We start from the raw sequence: 19,739 nt of genomic DNA on the forward strand, positions 1-19,739 counted from the left end.
TTGGAGTGTTGATGTTGATACGACCTAATCTCATCTGGCTCCTCACTGAAAGTTGGAAGTCCACGGAAATATCAGAACCCTCAAGTCTATATCTCATGTCCACCCGGTTTGGCGGAATCATGTGTATTCTTGTTGGAGCGGGAGCAATCGCAGCTTTCTTATGGAGTAAAAAATAGCCAATACCATCAGCAAAACAAAAAACTCTATCGAGGCCACTCAGGATAGGCCACCGTGTTCTTGGCTCTGTTGGAATTAAAAGTTCGCCTGCGAGGCTGGATCCTGTTGCTTGGTCAACTGCCAAGTATTATTTGCGTTTCAGCGCCGATGCTGGGTTATCCCTAAGAAACAGGTGAAAATTATATTAGTTTTTCAAAAAAAAATTATATAATAACAATTTTTGTAATTATATAAATTTCAAAGAACGTTTGTTCCTGTAATGCACAAGGGAGTGAGGATAGCAGGTTGCCTAACTCACGAACATACATTAACCCTCATTTTGCAAATATCACTTCATTGCCCTCTTCAATCACACCACTGAGCGTTCGGGATAACCCAGCATTCCAGTACAAATAAGGATTACTAGTTATCACTCATACTCTATCTCCTTTCTATCATATAAAAAGACCCAGCGACAGAGCCGCTGGGCCACACTACGTATTTCAACTAGTCGTCGCTGGACAAAATGCCGAAGAAACGCAAAATGTACAAGAACAAGTTAATGAAGTTCAGATACAAGCTCAGTACGGCAAAAGGAATTTCCTCTTCCGACAGTCCGTGTCTGTATTGGGAAATATCGTACAAGATGAAACCGCTGAAAATCATGATACCCAAGCCTGCGATGCCCAAGCCCAACGGACCGGAGAAGCCGCCGACGAACAATCCGATAATGCTCAGACCGATCAGCGTAAGCAAGCCCACCATCAGCATTCCGCCCAACCAGCTGAAATCACGTTTGGAATTGTAAGCGTAAGCCGTCAATCCCGCGAAGATGATCCCTGTCAGCAAGAAGGAAGAGGTAATCAGTGACGATCCGCCTACGTTGGCATAATAAGATACCGATGGGAAAATCGTAATCCCGCTGATGAAAGAGAACGCATACACGAAACCGTAACCGATCGCGCGATTCCGACTGCGGCGAAGCATGAATGCGGAGAACAGCATAATCAGTTCAACCACAACCAGCGGCAATACCATCCAAGCCGGCACAAATTCCACGCCTACCCAAGTACCCGCGAACGAAACCAGAATAGAAATCGTAAACATGCGAAGCAGCTTGTGGAAAGAGGAATTATAACTGCTTTCCGCTTGTGACACTTTGGAGCCATATTCGTAATTCAATGTGTTCAACCACCTTTATCTGAAATGAAGTGATACCCTCTTCGGGCTTTACAATACATTGTATCATAGGAGAAGGAAAACATGCCTTAACTTTTGTGAATTTCGTATCATTTGCGAGAGTTTGAGAAAGGCTAGATATATATATTTTTCCCAAAATAAGGGAGGTTCAATCATGAACAACGTCACACCCGCCTTTTTGCCGTATCTCAGAGATCATTGGCTGCCCATCGCTTTAATTGCAGGCCTTGTTGCGGCGTTGATGTATATTTACCGTAATCGTATTAAGTTGTTTTTCTTGGAGTAGTGGCGGATGACCCGACGTAAGACTCAGACAAATAAATAGCAATCCACTACTTAAATTAATGAAAATGTATTTATGGAGAGATTTAGATCGTATTATACATCTTAAAAAATCATTTTGACCCCAAAAAGACTGAATACACAAAATTAAGTAGTGAAATAGTAACTAATCTAGGGCAAACGCGTAATTTTCTCAAAATAAGATGTAGAACACTATTTATTCCCATTACCCGAACGGGTGAGCACATAAAAAAGAGAGCGGTCGCCCGCCCCCCATCACTCACCAAAAAACTACATTAACGCCTTCATCGCAATATCCGAACGCATATGCTTGCCCTCGAACCGGATACGCTCTGCGTCCGCATAAGCAGCTGCCCGCGCCGCCGCGATATCCGCGCCCTTGCCGACTACACCGAGCACCCGGCCGCCGTTCGTGACGAACCCGCCGTCCTTCATCGCCGTACCCGCGTGGAACACCGCGCATTCCTGCACTTCATCCAATCCGTGAATCGGCACGCCTTTCGGATACGGACCCGGATAGCCTTCGGAGGCTAGCACAACACATACTGCCGCTTCCTCGCTCCACTGGATATCAATCTGCGCCAACTGCCCCTCAACCGTTGCCAGAAAAATATCCACCAAATCCGTCTCCAACCGCGACAACACCACCTGGGTCTCCGGATCGCCGAAGCGCGCGTTGAACTCAATCGTCTTCGGCCCTTCCTCCGTCAGCATCAAGCCCGCGTAAAGCACGCCGCGGAACGGACGGCCTTCCTGCACCATCGCTTCAGCACATGGAATGAGAATCGTCCGAATTGCCTCGTCCACCACCGATTGCGGGATGTGCGGTACCGGCGAATAAGTGCCCATGCCGCCGGTGTTCGGCCCTTTGTCGCCGTCGTACACTGGCTTGTGATCCTGCGCTGGCACCATCGGGCGCACCGTGTTCCCATCGACGAAAGCCAGAATCGACATCTCCTGACCGGTCATAAATTCCTCGATGACGACTTGATTGCCGGCGTCGCCGAACACTTTTTGGACCATAATTTCTTGCAGTGCATGATCCGCTTCTTCCAGCGTAGCCGCCACAATCACGCCTTTACCCGCCGCCAAGCCGTCCGCTTTGATAACGATCGGGGCTTTTTGCGTCTGAAGATACGCTGCTGCAGGTTCGTATTCCGTGAACGTTTCGTATGCGGCTGTGGGAATGTTGTACTTTTTGAGCAGATTCTTGGTGAACACTTTGCTGCCTTCAATAATGGCCGCGTTCGCGCGAGGCCCGAACACCGGAAGACCTCTGTCTTCCATATGATCCACAATCCCCTCGGAAAGCGGATCATCCGGTCCTACCACAACCAAATCCACCGCGTAATCCAAAGCAAATTGGCTCAACTTCTCAAACTGGTTCTCCTGAATCGGCACACATTCCGCGATTTGCGCAATTCCCGCATTTCCCGGTGCGCAGTAAATCTGCTCCACTTTGTCGCTTTTGTTTAACGCCCAAACCAATGTATGCTCCCGACCGCCGCGGCCAATGACTAGAATTCGCACGAAATCACTCCTTCAATAGTGTCCAAACTAATGGTTAACCCCGTTAATATTCAACAATTCTAGTGTTTAAAATGACGCACGCCGGTGAACACCATCGCAATACCGTATTGATTAGCGACCTTAATCGACTCTTCGTCCTTAATGGAACCGCCCGGCTGGATGACCGCTGTGATGCCTGCTTTGGCCGCAAGCTCCAACGTATCGCCCATCGGGAAGAACGCATCCGAAGCCAGCACGGAACCTTGCGCTTTGTCACCCGCTTGCATGATCGCAATCTTCGCCGCGCCCACACGGTTCATTTGCCCCGCGCCTACGCCGATCGTCATGTTATCCGCCGCGAGTACAATCGCATTGGATTTCACGTGCTTGACTACTTTCCATCCGAACAGGAGCTGCTTCAGTTCCGCTTCCGTAGGTTTGCGCTCCGAGGCTACAGTTAGGTCAGCTTCCGTCAGTTGCAGCGTGTCGCGGTCCTGAATCAGCATGCCGCCTTCAACGGTGGTGATGACAGGTGCAGCAGATTTTGCAGAGGATTGCTGAGTTGCGCCGCCTTCTCCCACTTCCGAATTACCAAGTCTCATCAAGCGAATGTTCTTCTTCTGGGACAGAATTTGCAGAGCCTCTGGCGTAAAGTCCGGCGCAATGACGATTTCCAGGAAAATTTCGTTCAGCAGCATCGCCGTTTCTTCGCCGATTACCCGATTCGCCGCCACAATCCCGCCAAAGATGGAAGTAGGGTCGGCCGCATAAGCTTTCTCGTAAGCCTGGTGAATGTTCTCGCCGATGCCAACGCCGCAAGGGTTCATGTGTTTTACAGCTACAACCGCAGGCTCCGCGAATTCTTTAAGAATTTGCAGCGCCGCGTTCGCGTCATTGATGTTGTTGAAGGAAAGCTCTTTCCCATGCAGTTGTTCCGCTGTAGTAATGTTGCCCGATGCCGCTAACGGTTCGCGATAGAAGGCTGCTTTCTGATGCGGGTTCTCCCCGTAACGCAGATCCTGCACTTTCTCGTAAGTTACCGTGTAACGCTCCGGCAGCGGCTCGCCCGTCTGCTTGGATAAGTAGTCAGAAATCAGCGCATCGTAAGCAGCGGTGTGACGGAATACTTTGGCGGCCAGACGTTTGCGGGTTTCAAGCAAGGTATCGTTGTCCTGGCTAGCGCGGATATCTTCCAGCACCGTTGCATAATCCGCGGCATCCACCACGACCGTGACGAATGCATGATTTTTCGCAGCTGAGCGAAGCATAGTAGGTCCGCCGATATCGATATTCTCGATGGCGTCTTCATAGCTGACACCCGGTTTAGCGATCGTCTCGGCAAAAGGGTACAAGTTCACGATCACAAGATCGATATAATCCAAGCCCAGCTCTTTCATGGACGCTTGGTGTTCTTCGTTGTCGCGAACGGCGAGCAGCCCGCTGTGTACAGCCGGATGCAGCGTCTTGACGCGTCCGTCCATAATTTCCGGGAATCCCGTCACTTCGGAAATACCGATAACCGGTACGCCATGCTTCTCCAATAAGCTCTTCGTGCCGCCTGTGGAGATCAATTCTACGCCAAGTGAAGCCAATTGCTCGGAAAACTCAACAATCCCCGTTTTGTCGGAAACGCTGATTAACGCTCTGCGAATCGTCATGATTTTAGTTCCCCCTGTGTTTTTGTGATGATGTGTGGTGCTAATGTGATGTGATCTGTTGTGATGCGATGTGTCGTGATAGGTGTTGGGCAAAAATTTGTAATGAAATAAATGATAGCGTAAGAAAATTACGTTATTGTATATTCGGTCAAAATTAGCGTAAGAAAACTACGCTATTCTAGCTAATCCGGTCCTGGACGGGCTAATTATGGAGAAATGGGTGAATTTAGCGTAATTTTTTTACGTTATTTCTGGTCAGTTTAGCGATAACGTAAGAAAATTACGCTATTGGATTTAGAGTGTGTTACGGGCAATGCTCATTGTGCGGATACATAACCATAAGTGCGTCCATGCGGCTGAGTCTGGTGTTGGGAAGTAACCAGTTTGTTACAAGCAATGCTTATCATGCGATACTCATCCATAAGTGCGTCTATGCGGCTGGGTCCGGTGATGGGAAGTAACCAGTTTGTTACAAGCAATGCTCATCTTGAGGATACTCATTCATAAGTGCGTCCATGCGGCTGGCCAGGTTATGGGAAGTAACTAGTGTGATACCGGGCAAAGCTCATCGTGCGGATACCCATCCATAAGTGCGTCCATGCGGCTGAGTCCCATATCCCCATAGCCTGCTCGCTAATGCTCGTACGCTACCGGGATGTCCACCCACACCTCGCGGCTTTCGGCATTCAGCCGTACGCGCCCTTCGGCGATCCAGCCGATCACCTGCGGGTAGAGCTCATGCTCGACCGGCTGCAGTCGCGCGGCGAGCGTAGCCGCGGTATCGCCGTCTTCGATGGACACGGGCCGCTGCGCGATAATCGGCCCCGTGTCCATCCCGCCGTCCACGAAGTGGACGGTGACGCCGGTCACGCGCACGCCGGCGTCCAGCGCTTGCTCCATCGCTCGAATGCCGGGGAAAGCCGGCAAGAGCGATGGATGCACGTTGATCATGCGGCCGAAGTAAGGCGTCACGAGCGTGCTCGTGATGATGCGCATATAGCCGGCCAGCACGATCAGCTCCACGCGCGCGCCCTCAAGCGCCGCGAGAATCTCGCGCTCGTACGCCTCGCGGGACGGGTATGCCTTCGGGTCGAAGGCATGCACCGTCACGCCCAAGGCGTGCGCGCGCGCAGCGACAGGCGCCTGCGGCTTGTCGCAAACAAGAAGCTCGATGTGCGCATCGAGCTTCCCTGCGGCAATCGCATCCGCGATCGCCTGAAAATTGCTGCCGTTGCCCGAGGCAAACACCGCCAGCTTCAACTTACCGCGCCGTCTCATACGGTCGCTCCCGTAAAGGTAACCACGCCGTCGCCCGGCGTCACGCGGCCGATCAGATGCGCGTCCTCTCCTAGCTCGCGAGCGATACGCAATGCCTCGGAAGCTTGCTTGGCCGGCACGACCACAACCATGCCCACGCCCATGTTGAACGTGCGGAACATATCGCGATGCGAAATCTCGCCTTTGTCCTGCATCAACTGAAAGATCGGCAGAATCGGCCAGGACCCGTACTCGATGTCCACATTCACGCCGGCCGGAAGCACGCGCGGAATATTCTCAATGAAGCCGCCGCCCGTAATGTGCGCAAGCCCCTTTACCTCAACCTGTTTAATCAGCTCCAGCACAGATCGAACATACAACTTCGTCGGTTCAAGCAGCACGTGCCCCAGCTTCGCGCCGCCCAGTTCAGCCACTTCATCTTGCAAGGAGTAACCGTGCTGCTCGAGCAATAATTTACGCACAAGGGAGAATCCGTTGCTGTGTACGCCGCTGGAAGCAAGACCGATAACCGCGTCGCCCGGAGCGATTGAACGACCGTCAATCATCTTCTTGCGATCCACGATGCCTACCGTGAAGCCTGCGATATCGTACTCGCCTTCGCTGTACATGCCCGGCATTTCCGCCGTCTCGCCGCCGATTAACGCGCAACCGGACTCAAAGCAGCCGTCGGAAATCCCTTTGACAATCGCTTCAATCTTCTCCGGAATGACCTTGTCGCATGCCAGATAATCCAGGAAGAACAGAGGCTCCGCGCCTTGAACGACAATATCGTTCACGCACATCGCGACCGCATCAATCCCAATCGTGTCATGCTTGTCCATGGCAAAAGCGATCTTCAGCTTCGTCCCGACCCCGTCCGTACCCGAAACGAGCACAGGCTCTTCGTATTTGTCCTTGTTCAGTGCGAACAAGCCGCCGAAGCCGCCCAGATCCGCCATCACTTCAGGACGCATCGTGCGCTTCACGTGTTTCTTCATGCGTTCAACGGCTTCATTGCCTGCGGCGATGTCGACTCCCGCGTTTTTGTATGCGTCAGACACAAGTTCCACTCCCTTGAATTCATATATAGTTTTACGATCTAGCAGCCGCAGCCCTCTTTGGCATTTTCCGGCAGCACAGTAGGATAATCATTGTCAAAGCAGGCAAAACACATGCCCCGGTTCATCTCGCCCTCATGGATGCCAACCGCTTCCATCAGCCCCTCTTTACTGAGAAAGCTAAGCGAGTCCGCATTAATGGCCTGCCGAATCTCTTCCACTGTCCTGGACGAAGCAATCAGTTCCTTCCGATCGGGTGTATCGATGCCGTAAAAGCATGGGTTGATGAACGGCGGCGAGGAAATCCGCACATGCACTTCGGTCGCGCCAGCTTCACGAAGCATATTCACGATCCGCAGCGAGGTGGTCCCGCGCACGATGGAATCATCAATCATCACGACGCGCTTGCCCTCAACAACCTTGCGCACAGCGCTAAGCTTCATCTTCACGCCTTTCTCCCGCAGCTCCTGGCTCGGTTGAATGAACGTGCGTCCGGTGTATTTATTTTTGATCAGACCCAGCTCGTATGGAATGCCCGTCTGCTCCGCAAACCCGATGGCCGCGGAAATCGAGGAATCCGGCACGCCCGTCACCACGTCCGCGAACGCGAACGATTCCAGTGCCAGCTGCTGCCCCATGCGCTTGCGGGAGGAATGCAGATTCACATTGTTGATATCACTATCCGGCCGGGCAAAATAAATATACTCCATCGAACAAATCGCCCGCCGATTCATATCCGTGTACCGGTCCTCTGTGAGGCCGTCCTTGTCCAGAATCAGCAGCTCGCCCGGCTCGATGTCACGGACCCACTGCGCGCCGACCGTTTCCAGCGCGCAAGTCTCGCTCGCGAACACATAAGCGTCGCCGAGCTTGCCGATGGACAGCGGACGCAATCCGTGCGCGTCCGCGGCCACAAACATGCGGTCGTTCGTCATGATGAGGAAGACGAACCCGCCGATCAGACGGTTCAAGGCGTTCTTCATCGCCTGAACAATGTCGGATTCGGTCGAGCGCGCGATGAGATGCGCGATGACCTCGGTGTCGCTGGTGGTCTGAAAGATCGACCCCAACTGTTCCAACTCCGCGCGAATGTCCAGCGCGTTCGTGATGTTGCCGTTCGTGGCGATCGCCAGATCTCCGCCGCGGTACTTGAACACGAGCGGCTGCGCGTTCGCAAGCTTGCTCTCGCCCGCCGTGGAGTACCGCACATGGCCGATGGTGATCGAGCCCTTCAACGTATCCATGATATCGTTATTGAAGACCTCTTTCACCAGGCCCATGCCGCGGTGGTAATTGAACTGCGCCCCGCCGTCGGAGGCGCAGATTCCGGCGCTCTCCTCGCCGCGGTGTTGCAGCGCGTGAAGTCCGTAATAGGATAAAGCGGCCGCCTCGGAATGTCCGTAGATTCCGAAGACGCCGCATTCTTCTTTCAGCTTATCGAAGATGCCGTCAGGGCCAGCGCCCTGATTATAGTAATCGCCGGTCCAGCCGGGATGGCGGTCTGTGTTGTGTTCCGCATCTAGGTTGCGATCCGAACGTTTCTCCGAACCGCTAACCCCTGCCCTGTCAAGATTGCGCTCGCTTGAACGCTCCGCCAACGCAACGTTCATCCCCGCGCTTGAACTCATCAAACCCTCCGCCTGTCTTATTGCATCAGACATGGGATCGCATCCTTCCAGACTTGTTCTAGCTGCTCCACCTTCGCATCAATAACCGCCGCGCCGTTCACTTTCACCTGCAGATCCGTGCCGCCGACCGTACCGATGACCTGGAGGGGAACGCCTGCACCTTCAAACTTGGCTTTCAGCGCATCCACATTTGCCGGCGCAACCGACAACAGAATGCGTGATTGGCTTTCACTGAACATCGCGATATCGCTGCGCAAGCCTGCCGCCGCGAACTCAACGGATGCGCCTACGCGCCCGCTAATGCAGGATTCCGCCAACGCTACAGCCAGTCCGCCTTCGGACAAGTCATGCGCTGAGGCTACCAATCCCGCTTGGATCGCATCCAACACGCCGTCCAAGAGCTTCTTCTCCACATCCAGATCCAACGCTGGAGGACGTCCTTCGGTTACGCCGTGTACCGCGTACTGGAACTCGGAACCGCCAAGCTCCGCGCGCGTTTCGCCTAGCAACACGATCACGTCGCCTTCGCTTTTGAAACCTTGTGTCGTAATGTGGTCCGTATCATGAATCAGACCCACCATCCCTACAACCGGCGTCGGGTAGATCGCTCCGCGCGCATTCTCGTTGTACAAGGACACATTGCCGCCGATGACCGGTGTGTTCAGCTTCCGGCAAGCTTCCGCCATACCGTCTACCGATTTCTCCAGCTGCCAGAAAATTTCCGGCTTTTCCGGCGAACCGAAGTTCAGGTTGTCCGTAATCGCAAGCGGCTCCGCACCGGAACAAACAATGTTACGAGCCGCTTCGCTTAACGCGATCGCGCCGCCTACTTCAGGATCCAGGTAAACGAAACGGGAGTTGCAATCCGTCGTCATCGCCAGCGCCTTGCGTGTGCCCGGCACAAGAACAACCGCAGCGTCTGATCCCGGTTGAACGGCCGTGGATGTGCGCACCATGTAATCGTATTGACTGTAAACCCACTCCTTGGAAGCTACCGTTGGCGATGCAAGCACCTTTTTCAGCGCGCCCGTCACATCCGTCACTTCTTCATAGCGGTTCGTATCTACAGAAGCGTTCGCTTCGTAATAAGCAGGTACTTGAGAAGGCTTGTTGTACACCGGGCACTCATCTACGAGCGCATATACCGGCATGTCCGCTACGACTTCGCCATGCTGCATAATTTTCAGGCGTCCATCATCGGTTACCGTACCGACCTTCTCGCACAAAATACCCCAACGCTCGAAAATTTCCTTCGCTTGCGCCTCATCCTTCGGCTCGACAACGAACAGCATGCGCTCCTGGGATTCAGACAACATCATCTCATACGCCGTCATACCGACTTCGCGCTGAGGAACCTTGTCCAGATCCAACAACATGCCGTTGCCCGCTTTGGAAGCCATCTCGGCGGAAGAACAGGTCAGACCTGCCGCGCCCATGTCCTGGATGCCAAGCACGATGCCCGTATCAATAAGCTCCAGGCAAGCTTCCAGCACCAGCTTCTCCATGAACGGATCGCCGACTTGCACCGCCGGACGCTTCGCTTCGGACTCTTCCGTCAGCTCTTCCGATGCGAACGTAGCGCCGTGAATGCCGTCGCGGCCCGTTGCCGGACCTACATAGAACACAGGGTTGCCTACGCCTTTGGCTACACCGCGCTGGATTTTGTCATGATCAATCAATCCGACACACATCGCGTTAACCAACGGGTTACCTTCGTAGCTCTCGTCGAACATCACTTCGCCGCCGACCGTCGGGATGCCGATACAGTTACCATAGCCTGCAATACCGGATACCACATGCTCGAACAGGTATTTCACACGTTCGGATTCCAGCTTGCCGAAGCGCAGGGAATTCATCAACGCCACAGGGCGCGCGCCCATGGAGAAAATATCGCGGATAATCCCGCCCACACCTGTTGCCGCGCCTTGATAAGGCTCAATGGCGGAGGGGTGGTTATGGCTCTCGATTTTGAACACAACCGCTTGATTGTCCCCGATGTCCACGATACCCGCGCCTTCGCCCGGCCCCATCAATACGCGCTCGCCCGTCACGGGGAATTTACGCAGAACAGGCTTGGAGTTTTTATAGGAGCAATGCTCGGACCACATGACGCTGAATACGCCGATCTCGGTGTAGTTCGGCTGACGTCCCAGAAAACCGCAAACCTTCGCGTACTCGTCATCCTTAACGCCCATTTGCTGATAGAGTTTCTGTTCCGCGATCTGTGCCGCTGTCGGTTCCTTAGTTGTTAACTGCTGCGCCATGACGTTCCCTCCAAGTGTTCAGAATCGATTTAAACATACGTACGCCGTCTTCCGACCCCAGCAGCTGATTCATCGCCCGCTCCGGGTGAGGCATCATGCCAAGCACATTACCGGCTTCGTTACAGATTCCGGCAATATCATCTACAGAACCGTTCGGGTTCTCGCCCGCGTAACGGAATACAATCTGATTGTTCGCTTTCAACCGCGCCAGTGTCTCATCGTCACAATAATAGTTGCCTTCGCCGTGAGCAATCGGAATATTGATCTCTTCGCCAGCCGCGTACTCGCTTGTGAACGGTGTCGCATTGTTCTCAACACGCAGCTTGGTGGAATGACAACGGAATTTCAGGGATTCGTTACGGCGCATTGCGCCCGGCAGCAATCCTGCTTCCAGCAGAATCTGGAACCCGTTGCAGATCCCGATGATCGGCTTTCCTGCTTCAGCTGCCTTCACAACCTCGTTCATGACCGGAGCAAACCTCGCAATCGCCCCGCATCTCAGATAATCGCCGTAGGAGAAGCCTCCCGGTACGATAATCGCATCATATTTGGAAAGGTCCGTTTCGGTGTGCCACACGTAATCTACGCTTTCGCCCACGTCCTGAACCGCTTTGTAACAGTCAATGTCGCAATTGGAACCCGGAAATACTATAACTGCAAAGTGCATGTGATATCCCCCTAGTCTTTAGAAATGTTATACAGCCTGCAATTCGTATCTGTAGTCCTCAATTACCGTATTGGCCAGCAATTTCTCGCACATCGCTTTCACGCGCGCTTCCGCTTCGCCTTGATCCGCCGTATCCAATTGAAGCTCCAGGTATTTACCGATGCGTACACTGCCCACTTCCGCGAATCCCATGGAATGCAATGCGCCTTGGACTGCGCTGCCTTGCGGATCTAGAACATTTTGCTTAATTGTGACATAAACTGTTGCCTTTAACATCGATAATGACCTCCCCGGAATGATGCGCTCTTCGCGCCGATGATCTTCTTCGTACTTATATGTGCAAAATAATGCCTGACTTGCAATCTTGCCAATCCCCTAAATATTCAACTTCACGCCGCTAACGAATCGTAGCAACCTTATTTCCGCAAAATCTACTGTTTTAAAACTCTAACGAATCACAGCAACGCTATTCTATTAAAATGAGCTTGTTTCACTGGTTTACAGACACATTAGCGTTACCTGGATTCGTTAGAAATCAGAAGAGTTGAAATCCTGCCAAATAGCGTTACCTGAGTTCGTTAGAATCCTGATACCGTGCTGATTAGTTAAACGCCAAGTCACCCTGCACATGACCCAATAGTTCTACTTTAAGCAACAAGCACCTTTTACACCGTCAATCTGCCCAAAATATCCTTATACCGCCGCGATGTTTCTTCCACAACCGAAGCCGGAAGCGGTGCGGGCTCGCTGTTCTTGTCCCATCCAGAACCGGCCAGGTACGTGCGCACGGGCTCTTTGTCCATCGAGTCAATCTCGATATCAAGCGCATAGTTTTCACGAGCCCAGAAACGGGACGCGTCCGGTGTGAAAATTTCATCAATCAGGATCAACTCGCCGTCTACCATTCCAAACTCAAACTTGCAATCCGCCAGAATGATGCCGCGTTTCTCGCAATACGCTCTAGCAAACTCATAAAGCTCGATACTCTTTTCCTCTAACTGTTCTGTCAGAGCAACGCCGACCATTTCCTTCATCTGATCCACGGAAATATCCTCGTCATGTCCCACATCGTTCTTCGCCGCCGGCGTGAACAGAGGCGTCTCAAAACGTTGATTCTTCCGCATACCTTCCGGCAATGGGATCCCGTTCACTTCGCCGTTCTGCTGATACTGTCTCCATCCGCCGCCTGTAATGTATCCGCGCACGACACACTCGATATCGATTCGTTCCGCCTTGCGGGTTACCATGATGCGGTCTCTCAACACGTCCCGGCCTTCCGCGGTAATCAGTTCACCAAGCTTATCAACATCGGTATGCACCACATGATTGCGAATAATGCCTTCCGTTTGCTTGAACCAATACTTGCTGAGCAGGTTCAACACGTTCCCTTTATCCGGTACCGCCGGGCTGAGCACGTAGTCGAAAGCCGAAATTCGGTCAGTTACCACGATAAGGAACAGTTCCCCAAGGTCGTATAGCTCCCGAACCTTTCCTTTGTACAGCAGCGGAACATTCACATAAGGTTGTGCGGTATCAATCGCGGTTGCGTTCATGAGCTTTAACTCCTTTATTCTATAGTCCGGCTCGCCTCTCCCGGCTGCCTTCCTAGATCAATTCAAGCTTCTTAAAGATCGTATCCACATGCTTCAGATGCCATGCCGGGTTAAAGCAGTCCGCAATTTCTTCCGCCGAAAGATGCTCCCCGATTACTTCATTCGCTTCAACGATGTCACGGAACGAGCGTTGCTCTTCCCACGCCAGCATCGCTTGCGGCTGCACTGTGTCGTATGCTTGCTCGCGGCTCATACCTTTGTCGATCAGCTTCGTCATCACGCGGCCCGAGAACGGGACCCCGTACGTGCTTTGCATGTTGCGTTTCATGTTTTCCGGGAACACCGTCAAGTTCTTGATAATGTTACCCAATCGGTTCAGCATGTAATTGAGCAAGATTGTTGCATCCGGCAAAATCACGCGCTCCACCGACGAATGCGAAATATCGCGTTCATGCCAGAGCGTCACGTTCTCGTAAGCGGAAATCATATGACCGCGAATGACACGAGCCAGACCGGAAATATTCTCGCAGCCGATCGGATTGCGTTTGTGAGGCATGGCGGAGGAACCTTTTTGACCCTTAGCAAAAGCTTCTTCCACCTCGCGGAACTCACTCTTCTGCAAAGCGCGAATTTCCGTTGCGAACTTGTCCAGGGATGTCGCTACCAGCGCCAAAGTGGCCATGTATTCCGCGTGACGGTCACGTTGCAGGGTTTGGGTGGAGATCGGCGCAGGCGTTGTGCCTAACTTACGACACACGATGGCTTCTACTTGCGGATCGATGTTGGCGTAGGTGCCGACCGCTCCGGACATTTTGCCGAATTGTACGCCGTTTGCCGCATGCTGGAAGCGCTCCAGGTTCCGTTTCATCTCTTCATACCAGAGCGCCAGCTTCAAACCGAACGTTGTCGGTTCCGCGTGAACGCCGTGGGTGCGCCCCATCATCGCCGTGTCTTTGTGTTCAATCGCTTTATTTTTCAGAATTTCGATGAAATTCGTGATGTCCTTCTCCAATATGCCGTTCGCCTGTTTCAAAAGATACCCCAATGCCGTATCCACAACATCCGTGGACGTCAGACCATAGTGAACCCATTTGCGCTCAGGCCCCAGGGTTTCGGACACCGCGCGGGTAAAGGCGATTACATCATGACGCGTTTCCAGCTCGATTTCGTTAATGCGGTTAATGTCGAAGCCCGCGTTCTTGCGAAGCTCCACGGTGTCTTCTTTCGGGATAACGCCCAGTTCCGCCCAAGCTTCACACGCGCACAATTCCACTTCCAACCAAGCTTTGAATTTGTTCTCTTCTGTCCAAATGGCCGTCATCTCGGGCCGGCTGTAACGTTCTAGCATAAGTTTAAGTCCTCCAAATGTTTGTTTTCTCTATCCATTGCAAGGCGGCATCCGTAGATTTCGCGAGTACGTTGACGTGGCCCATCTTGCGCTTGGCGATGGCCTCGGCTTTGCCGTAAAGGTGAAGCTTCGGATGTGCTGCCTGATCTTGATCTGTTGTATTTATTGTGTTTGTTGTCTGGACTGGATCCGCTCCAAAATGCCGGATGATCGGCTCAACATGTTCCCCGAGCACGTTCACCATCACGACCGGGGTCAGCAAATCCGTAGACCCCAGCGGTAAATTGCAAACCGCGCGGATATGCTGTTCAAACTGGGAAGTCACACAGGCTTCCATCGTATAATGCCCCGAATTATGCGGGCGCGGCGCTAGCTCGTTCACGTACAACTCGCCGTCCTGCGTAACGAACATTTCCACCGCGAGCAGCCCGACCGCCTCCATTGAGGATGCGATGCGGACGGCCAGTTCCTCCGCGCGCGCAGCCACTTCAGGCGATACTCGCGCAGGCACGATGGACAGATGCAGAATGTTATCCACGTGGACGTTCTCCGCGGCAGGGAAAGCTTTCACCTCGCCGCGAGGGCTGCGTGCCGCGATAACGGACAACTCCATGCTGAAGTCGATGAACTTCTCCAGCACCAGCTCCGTCTTCGCCTGGCTGAGGGTGTTAAACGCGTCTTCGATCTCGTCCGCGCTTCGGATCACCCACTGGCCTTTGCCGTCGTAACCGCCTGTCGCGGTCTTCAGCACGCATGGCGTGCCGAACCGCGCTACCGCCTCCCGTAGCTCATCCGCGCTGCGGACTTCGGCGTACGGCGCAACCTTCACGCCCGCCGCCTCGATGGCCCGCTTCTCGCGGAGCCGGTGTTGCGTCGTGTGCAGCAGCTTGCTGCCTTGGGGAACGTAACTTTCCCCAGTCAGCATCGCGGCCACGTCCGCGTCCACGTTCTCAAACTCGTACGTGATGACGTCCGACCTGCGCGCCAATTCGCGCGCGGCCTGTGCATCGCCGTACGAGGCGACGATCTGCTCGGACACCTGCCCGCAGGGGGCGTCCGGCGTCGGATCCATCGCGATGAAGCGGTAGCCCATCGCGCTTCCGGTCAGGGCCAGCATGCGTCCCAGCTGGCCGCCGCCGAGAATGCCGATCGTGCTGCCCGGCGGGATCACGCGCTCGGCACCTCCGGCTTGTCCGGCCGCACCGCGTATATCACGCTCTTCAGTCACTCCCGCCCCACTGCTCACGCCAGCACCGCTCACGTCCGCTCCACTGCTCACACCAGCACCGCTCAAGCCCGCTGCTTCGCTCACATCTGCTCTCGCTTCGCTCATAGCTCGACCGCTCCCAGCTTGTCGCTCGTCTCCAGCACCGCGTCCCGCGTGCGCTCTCGGCGCTCGCGCACCTTGCGCTGCAAATCCTTGTCGCTTGCGCCAAGGATCTGCGCGGCAAGCAAGCCGGCGTTGATCGCGCCCGCCGGCCCGATCGCGACCGTGGCGACCGGGATGCCCCCCGGCATCTGCACGATCGAGAGCAGCGAGTCCAGTCCGTTCAGAGAGGACGACTTCACGGGCACGCCGATGACCGGCAGCTCCGTCTTCGCCGCGACCATGCCCGGCAAGTGCGCCGCGCCGCCAGCGCCAGCGATAATAACTTGCAAGCCGCGCTCAATCGCCGTCTCTGCATACTGGAACATCAAATCCGGCGTACGGTGCGCCGACACGACCTTCTTCTCGTAAGGGACGCCTAATTCGTCCAGTACGCCGCAAGCGCCTTTCATAGTCTCCCAATCCGATTGGCTTCCCATAATAACTCCGACTCGTGCTGTCATGTGCGATCAACCTCTCCCTGTGCGCTATAATGCGAATACCCCCGTACAAAACAAAATCGCCCAGCGCTGATCACAGCCTTCCGGACGACGAAACAAAAAAATTACAGGCGTCAATCCCGAATTTCTCTGGTTCTCGTAGTCCAAAAATTTAAGGTTCTTGGGTAGAAACGTCCGGGCCTTATCCCCGAGTATATACGAGTGTATTCGATTGATTTCGACAAATAATGCTATATCTCTTATGGCAAATACCTAACATGTCCATTATACCTCAACGGGTAAAATAAAACGAGCATGTTTAGTCTAACAGCCCCCCTCCCCCCATGTCAACCAAAAGGCGAACAATTAATTATTCATGTAATATTATAGTTCGGAAAACGTTAGCAAAATTACTTTCGACATATAGTAAGTGTATTTCCCATAAATTGGTCATCTGATCTCGCTATGATACAATGAATGTACTATGCACACCCGAAGGAGGCTTTTCTTATGAAAATCGCTATTGCCGGAGGAACCGGATTTGTCGGAGGACATTTAACGGAGTACTTTGCAACACGCGGTGATGAAGTGATTATCCTTACCCGGAGTGTGCCCGCGGCATCGCGCCGTGATGTCCGGTATCTGACCTGGGAGGACAAATCCGCGCTGACAACGGAGCTTCAAGGGTTGGATGCATTAATCAATCTCGCCGGTTCTTCCATTAATCAACGATGGACGCCCAAAGGCAAGGAGCGCATTCTGCAGTCCCGTCTTACTATAACCTCTAAACTGGCTGAACTCACAGCCACCCTGAAACCTAAACCGGCAGCCGTCATTAACGCTTCGGCCATCGCCATTTACGGTACCTCCGAAACTGACACATATAATGAAGAAAGCCCTGCGCGGATTACGGATTTCTTGGCGGATGTGGTGCGGCAATGGGAACGGGCGGCGGACCAGATTCCAGCGGAGAGATTGGTTAAATTACGATTGGGATTGGTGTTGGGGAAGGATGGCGGTGCATTGGGCAAAATGGTGCTGCCCTACCGCCTAGGCGCCGGCGGCCGGATCGGTTCGGGCGAGCAGTGGCATTCCTGGATTCATATCGACGATCTCGTTCGACTCGTCGATTTCTGTATCCGCGATACGTCTATGCGCGGACCGGTGAACGCCGTGGGCCCGGAGCCGGTGACGAATGACACCTTCGGCCGCACGATCGGCCAAGTGCTGCACCGTCCCCATTGGTTGCCGGTGCCTTCGTTCGCCATGAAAGCCGCGCTGGGCGAGCTTTCCTTGCTGTTGCTTGAGGGGCAGCGCGTATTGCCCGCCGCGGCGCTTGCCCATGGCTTTTCCTTTCAGCATCCGACGCTGAAATCCGCTTTAGTAGATTTACTGCATTAATTACTGCATGCCCATCCTATATGCATAATTTACCTCCTTTTACAGAACAGTATGGTTATGTCTGTAGAAGGAGTGTTTGATTTTGCCCAAAATGAGATATCGCATGGCATTGCTGTTCCTCACTTTCGTGCTGATGTTGGGTTCCGCATGCGGAAATGACAAGAAAGAGAAAGCTCAACCAACGGATGAGAACGCGACCACAGAAGATCAAGCTGATCCCACCGTTTCAAAAGTCAGCTCCATTAACATCATTACACTGCAAGTCGAATTTAACAAAGCGTTGCCGAAAGAAGCGGTGGAACTGGAGACGGCGAAAAAGAATTTTGTATTCGATAACGGCCTCTCCATCGTCAATGTCCCTCAGCTAAAATCCGGATCTAAATCTACGTATATCGTACCTGTGACCTCACAGCAAGCCGGAACAAACTATAATCTCACCTACAATGGTAAGAAAACGGTGAAGTTTCAGGCGAATACAACCAAGATTCCGTTCCATCTGTCCAGACAGGTAACAGCGGATACGTTCGAGTTGGAGTCGTTCCGGGATGATGGTGTGACGGATTACGGGTATGTAATTGAGGCATATCGTAAAGGCAGAGGGGACCTGGCGTTCGAGTTGGATAACGAAAATACGGCCAAGGGCAAATCATTTCTGATTATCTCCTCCCTGCGCGATCGGGAAGTCGTGATTACACCGGCAGGCGGCAAACCCATCCCAGCAAAATATGTCCCCTTCACTCAGTCAACGGATGGTCTCCAAGAACCTAAGTTTCGTTTGCCTGAAGGACAGGTGCTGCAAAGCGGTACTTCCTATACGGTTTCCGCGGACTGGATCGAAATGAGAGATGACAACTTCGTCGCGGAAACCGTTGAACCTTTGAAGATCATAAGCGGTGCCTCCGTATCGGATACAGCGGTCAATATTACCTTGTTCGCGGATCCGAAGGATGAGTTATTCGCCGGCCGTTCCGTAAAGCTCACCAGTGATGCGGGCGAAGTGATGGCAATGTATAAGTATCAGTCGCGCAAAAATGCAACCGGAACGTTCGAGCTTCAGGACGGGGCGAAGCTGAAAACGGGTGTGGTTTATAGAGTGGAGCCGGTAGGCAACTGGGCGACCGCCGATAATGTTGAAGTGACTACTACACCTGCACCGAAGAAGTAATACTATTAGCTGTTGATTGGCTGCTCGAACGATGGAAGGACACTCTAACGAATCCTGGTGACGCTTAAAGCCCTTATTGACTTACATTGGAATTCTAACGAACTGTAGAGGACCTTAGAACATGAATCTAACCCGATTTGGTCCAAATAGCCCTCTAAGCCTCATATAGATTCGTTAGAATTCCAATTGTGTGCATAACGGCTTCTAAGCATCGCTACGATTCGTTAGATTATTCCCTTCGCTAAAAAATACAAAAAAACCTGATTTGTCTTAGAGACAAATCAGGTTCTTTCTGTTGCTTGGCAACGTCCTACTCTTCCAGGACCCTGCGGTCCAAGTACCATCGGCGCTGAAGGGCTTAACGGTCGTGTTCGAGATGGGTACGCGTGGTTCCCCTTCGCCATTGTTACCAAACTGTTGAAGGTTTGATCCTTCAAAACTGAATGTGAATGAATGAGAGCTTTGCTTGCAAAGCTAGCTTCGTAAGCATGCTCAACGCGTTAACCTGTTAATTCAGGTAATTTGGATAAGCCCTCGACCGATTAGTATTCGTCAGCTCCATGCATTGCTGCACTTCCACCCCGAACCTATCAACCTCGTCGTCTTCAAGGGGTCTTACTAATTGGGAAATCTCATCTTGAGGGGGGCTTCGCGCTTAGATGCTTTCAGCGCTTATCCCGTCCGTACATAGCTACCCAGCGATGCCTCTGGCGAGACAACTGGTACACCAGCGGTACGTCCATCCCGGTCCTCTCGTACTAAGGAC

17 protein-coding genes, 2 rRNA genes and 1 riboswitch (1 of these 20 cut by a window edge) are annotated in these 19,739 nt (G+C 53.1%); of the genes, 4 read left to right on the plus strand and 15 right to left on the minus strand.

Going from position 1 to position 19,739, the window contains the following annotated elements:
- Positions 1 to 11 precede the first annotated feature (11 nt).
- Positions 12 to 176 (plus strand): DUF6199 family natural product biosynthesis protein, encoded by a 165-nt coding sequence (locus SY83_RS23715; protein ID WP_407944620.1) that lies wholly within the window; start codon positions 12 to 14, stop codon positions 174 to 176.
- A gap of 487 nt (positions 177 to 663) precedes the next feature.
- Here the strand turns inward: SY83_RS23715 and SY83_RS02470 are convergent, their stop codons facing one another.
- The gene (locus SY83_RS02470; protein WP_082882265.1) at positions 664 to 1,338 is read right to left on the minus strand and encodes a Bax inhibitor-1/YccA family protein; all 675 of its coding nucleotides are present in this window, start codon (positions 1,336 to 1,338) and stop codon (positions 664 to 666) included.
- 172 nt (positions 1,339 to 1,510) lie between these two features.
- Between SY83_RS02470 and SY83_RS23605 the strand changes: the two genes are divergently transcribed.
- Positions 1,511 to 1,642: a hypothetical protein gene (locus SY83_RS23605; RefSeq protein WP_269453470.1), complete on the plus strand. Its 132-nt coding sequence runs from the start codon at positions 1,511 to 1,513 to the stop codon at positions 1,640 to 1,642.
- 287 nt (positions 1,643 to 1,929) lie between these two features.
- Here the strand turns inward: SY83_RS23605 and purD are convergent, their stop codons facing one another.
- From purD to purE, 12 genes are all read right to left on the minus strand, one after another.
- Positions 1,930 to 3,189 carry a phosphoribosylamine--glycine ligase gene (gene purD, locus SY83_RS02475; RefSeq protein WP_068603948.1) on the minus strand — a complete coding sequence of 420 codons (1,260 nt, stop codon included), beginning with the start codon at positions 3,187 to 3,189 and terminating at the stop codon, positions 1,930 to 1,932.
- 59 nt (positions 3,190 to 3,248) lie between these two features.
- Positions 3,249 to 4,826 (minus strand): bifunctional phosphoribosylaminoimidazolecarboxamide formyltransferase/IMP cyclohydrolase, encoded by a 1,578-nt coding sequence (gene purH, locus SY83_RS02480; protein WP_068603950.1) that lies wholly within the window; start codon positions 4,824 to 4,826, stop codon positions 3,249 to 3,251.
- 633 nt (positions 4,827 to 5,459) lie between these two features.
- The gene (gene purN, locus SY83_RS02485; RefSeq protein WP_068603952.1) at positions 5,460 to 6,104 is read right to left on the minus strand and encodes a phosphoribosylglycinamide formyltransferase; all 645 of its coding nucleotides are present in this window, start codon (positions 6,102 to 6,104) and stop codon (positions 5,460 to 5,462) included.
- Positions 6,101 to 7,144 (minus strand): phosphoribosylformylglycinamidine cyclo-ligase, encoded by a 1,044-nt coding sequence (gene purM / locus SY83_RS02490; protein WP_068603954.1) that lies wholly within the window; start codon positions 7,142 to 7,144, stop codon positions 6,101 to 6,103. Before purM ends, purN begins: the two co-directional genes overlap by 4 nt.
- Positions 7,145 to 7,182: 38 nt before the next feature.
- Positions 7,183 to 8,802 (minus strand): amidophosphoribosyltransferase, encoded by a 1,620-nt coding sequence (gene purF / locus SY83_RS02495; protein WP_231891359.1) that lies wholly within the window; start codon positions 8,800 to 8,802, stop codon positions 7,183 to 7,185.
- Positions 8,787 to 11,033, minus strand: coding sequence for a phosphoribosylformylglycinamidine synthase subunit PurL (purL, locus tag SY83_RS02500; RefSeq protein WP_068603956.1), 2,247 nt, complete (start codon positions 11,031 to 11,033; stop codon positions 8,787 to 8,789). Before purL ends, purF begins: the two co-directional genes overlap by 16 nt.
- Positions 11,011 to 11,700, minus strand: a complete 690-nt coding sequence (purQ, locus tag SY83_RS02505; RefSeq protein WP_068603958.1) for a phosphoribosylformylglycinamidine synthase subunit PurQ — start codon at positions 11,698 to 11,700, stop codon at positions 11,011 to 11,013. The genes purL and purQ overlap by 23 nt, the downstream gene beginning before the upstream one ends.
- 27 nt (positions 11,701 to 11,727) lie before the next feature.
- The gene (gene purS / locus SY83_RS02510; protein ID WP_068603960.1) at positions 11,728 to 11,976 is read right to left on the minus strand and encodes a phosphoribosylformylglycinamidine synthase subunit PurS; all 249 of its coding nucleotides are present in this window, start codon (positions 11,974 to 11,976) and stop codon (positions 11,728 to 11,730) included.
- Between the two features lie 389 nt (positions 11,977 to 12,365).
- Positions 12,366 to 13,253, minus strand: coding sequence for a phosphoribosylaminoimidazolesuccinocarboxamide synthase (locus SY83_RS02515; protein WP_068603961.1), 888 nt, complete (start codon positions 13,251 to 13,253; stop codon positions 12,366 to 12,368).
- A 52-nt stretch (positions 13,254 to 13,305) separates the two neighbouring features.
- Complete coding sequence (gene purB, locus SY83_RS02520; RefSeq protein WP_068603963.1) at positions 13,306 to 14,601, minus strand: adenylosuccinate lyase; 1,296 nt, start codon at positions 14,599 to 14,601, stop codon at positions 13,306 to 13,308.
- A gap of 4 nt (positions 14,602 to 14,605) precedes the next feature.
- A complete protein-coding gene (gene purK / locus SY83_RS02525; protein ID WP_407944621.1) occupies positions 14,606 to 15,718 on the minus strand; it encodes a 5-(carboxyamino)imidazole ribonucleotide synthase in 1,113 nt (370 codons plus the stop codon).
- A 212-nt stretch (positions 15,719 to 15,930) separates the two neighbouring features.
- Positions 15,931 to 16,431: a 5-(carboxyamino)imidazole ribonucleotide mutase gene (gene purE / locus SY83_RS02530; RefSeq protein WP_068603966.1), complete on the minus strand. Its 501-nt coding sequence runs from the start codon at positions 16,429 to 16,431 to the stop codon at positions 15,931 to 15,933.
- Between the two features lie 116 nt (positions 16,432 to 16,547).
- Positions 16,548 to 16,649, minus strand: a riboswitch (purine riboswitch).
- A 268-nt stretch (positions 16,650 to 16,917) separates the two neighbouring features.
- On the opposite strand from purE, the gene SY83_RS02535 reads away from it, so the two are divergent.
- Together SY83_RS02535 and SY83_RS02540 are read left to right on the plus strand one after the other, a co-directional pair.
- The gene (locus SY83_RS02535; RefSeq protein WP_068603967.1) at positions 16,918 to 17,808 is read left to right on the plus strand and encodes a TIGR01777 family oxidoreductase; all 891 of its coding nucleotides are present in this window, start codon (positions 16,918 to 16,920) and stop codon (positions 17,806 to 17,808) included.
- Positions 17,809 to 17,899: 91 nt separating this feature from the next.
- The gene (locus SY83_RS02540) at positions 17,900 to 18,973 is read left to right on the plus strand and encodes a hypothetical protein (protein ID WP_407944622.1); all 1,074 of its coding nucleotides are present in this window, start codon (positions 17,900 to 17,902) and stop codon (positions 18,971 to 18,973) included.
- A 297-nt stretch (positions 18,974 to 19,270) separates the two neighbouring features.
- Here SY83_RS02540 and rrf read toward each other — a convergent pair.
- Positions 19,271 to 19,387, minus strand: a 5S ribosomal RNA gene (gene rrf, locus SY83_RS02545).
- A gap of 108 nt (positions 19,388 to 19,495) precedes the next feature.
- Positions 19,496 to 19,739, minus strand: a 23S ribosomal RNA gene (locus SY83_RS02550) (it continues 2,683 nt past the right edge of the window).

Origin of the sequence: Paenibacillus swuensis (assembly GCF_001644605.1) — a bacterium.
Lineage (GTDB): Bacteria > Bacillota > Bacilli > Paenibacillales > DY6 > Paenibacillus_N > Paenibacillus_N swuensis.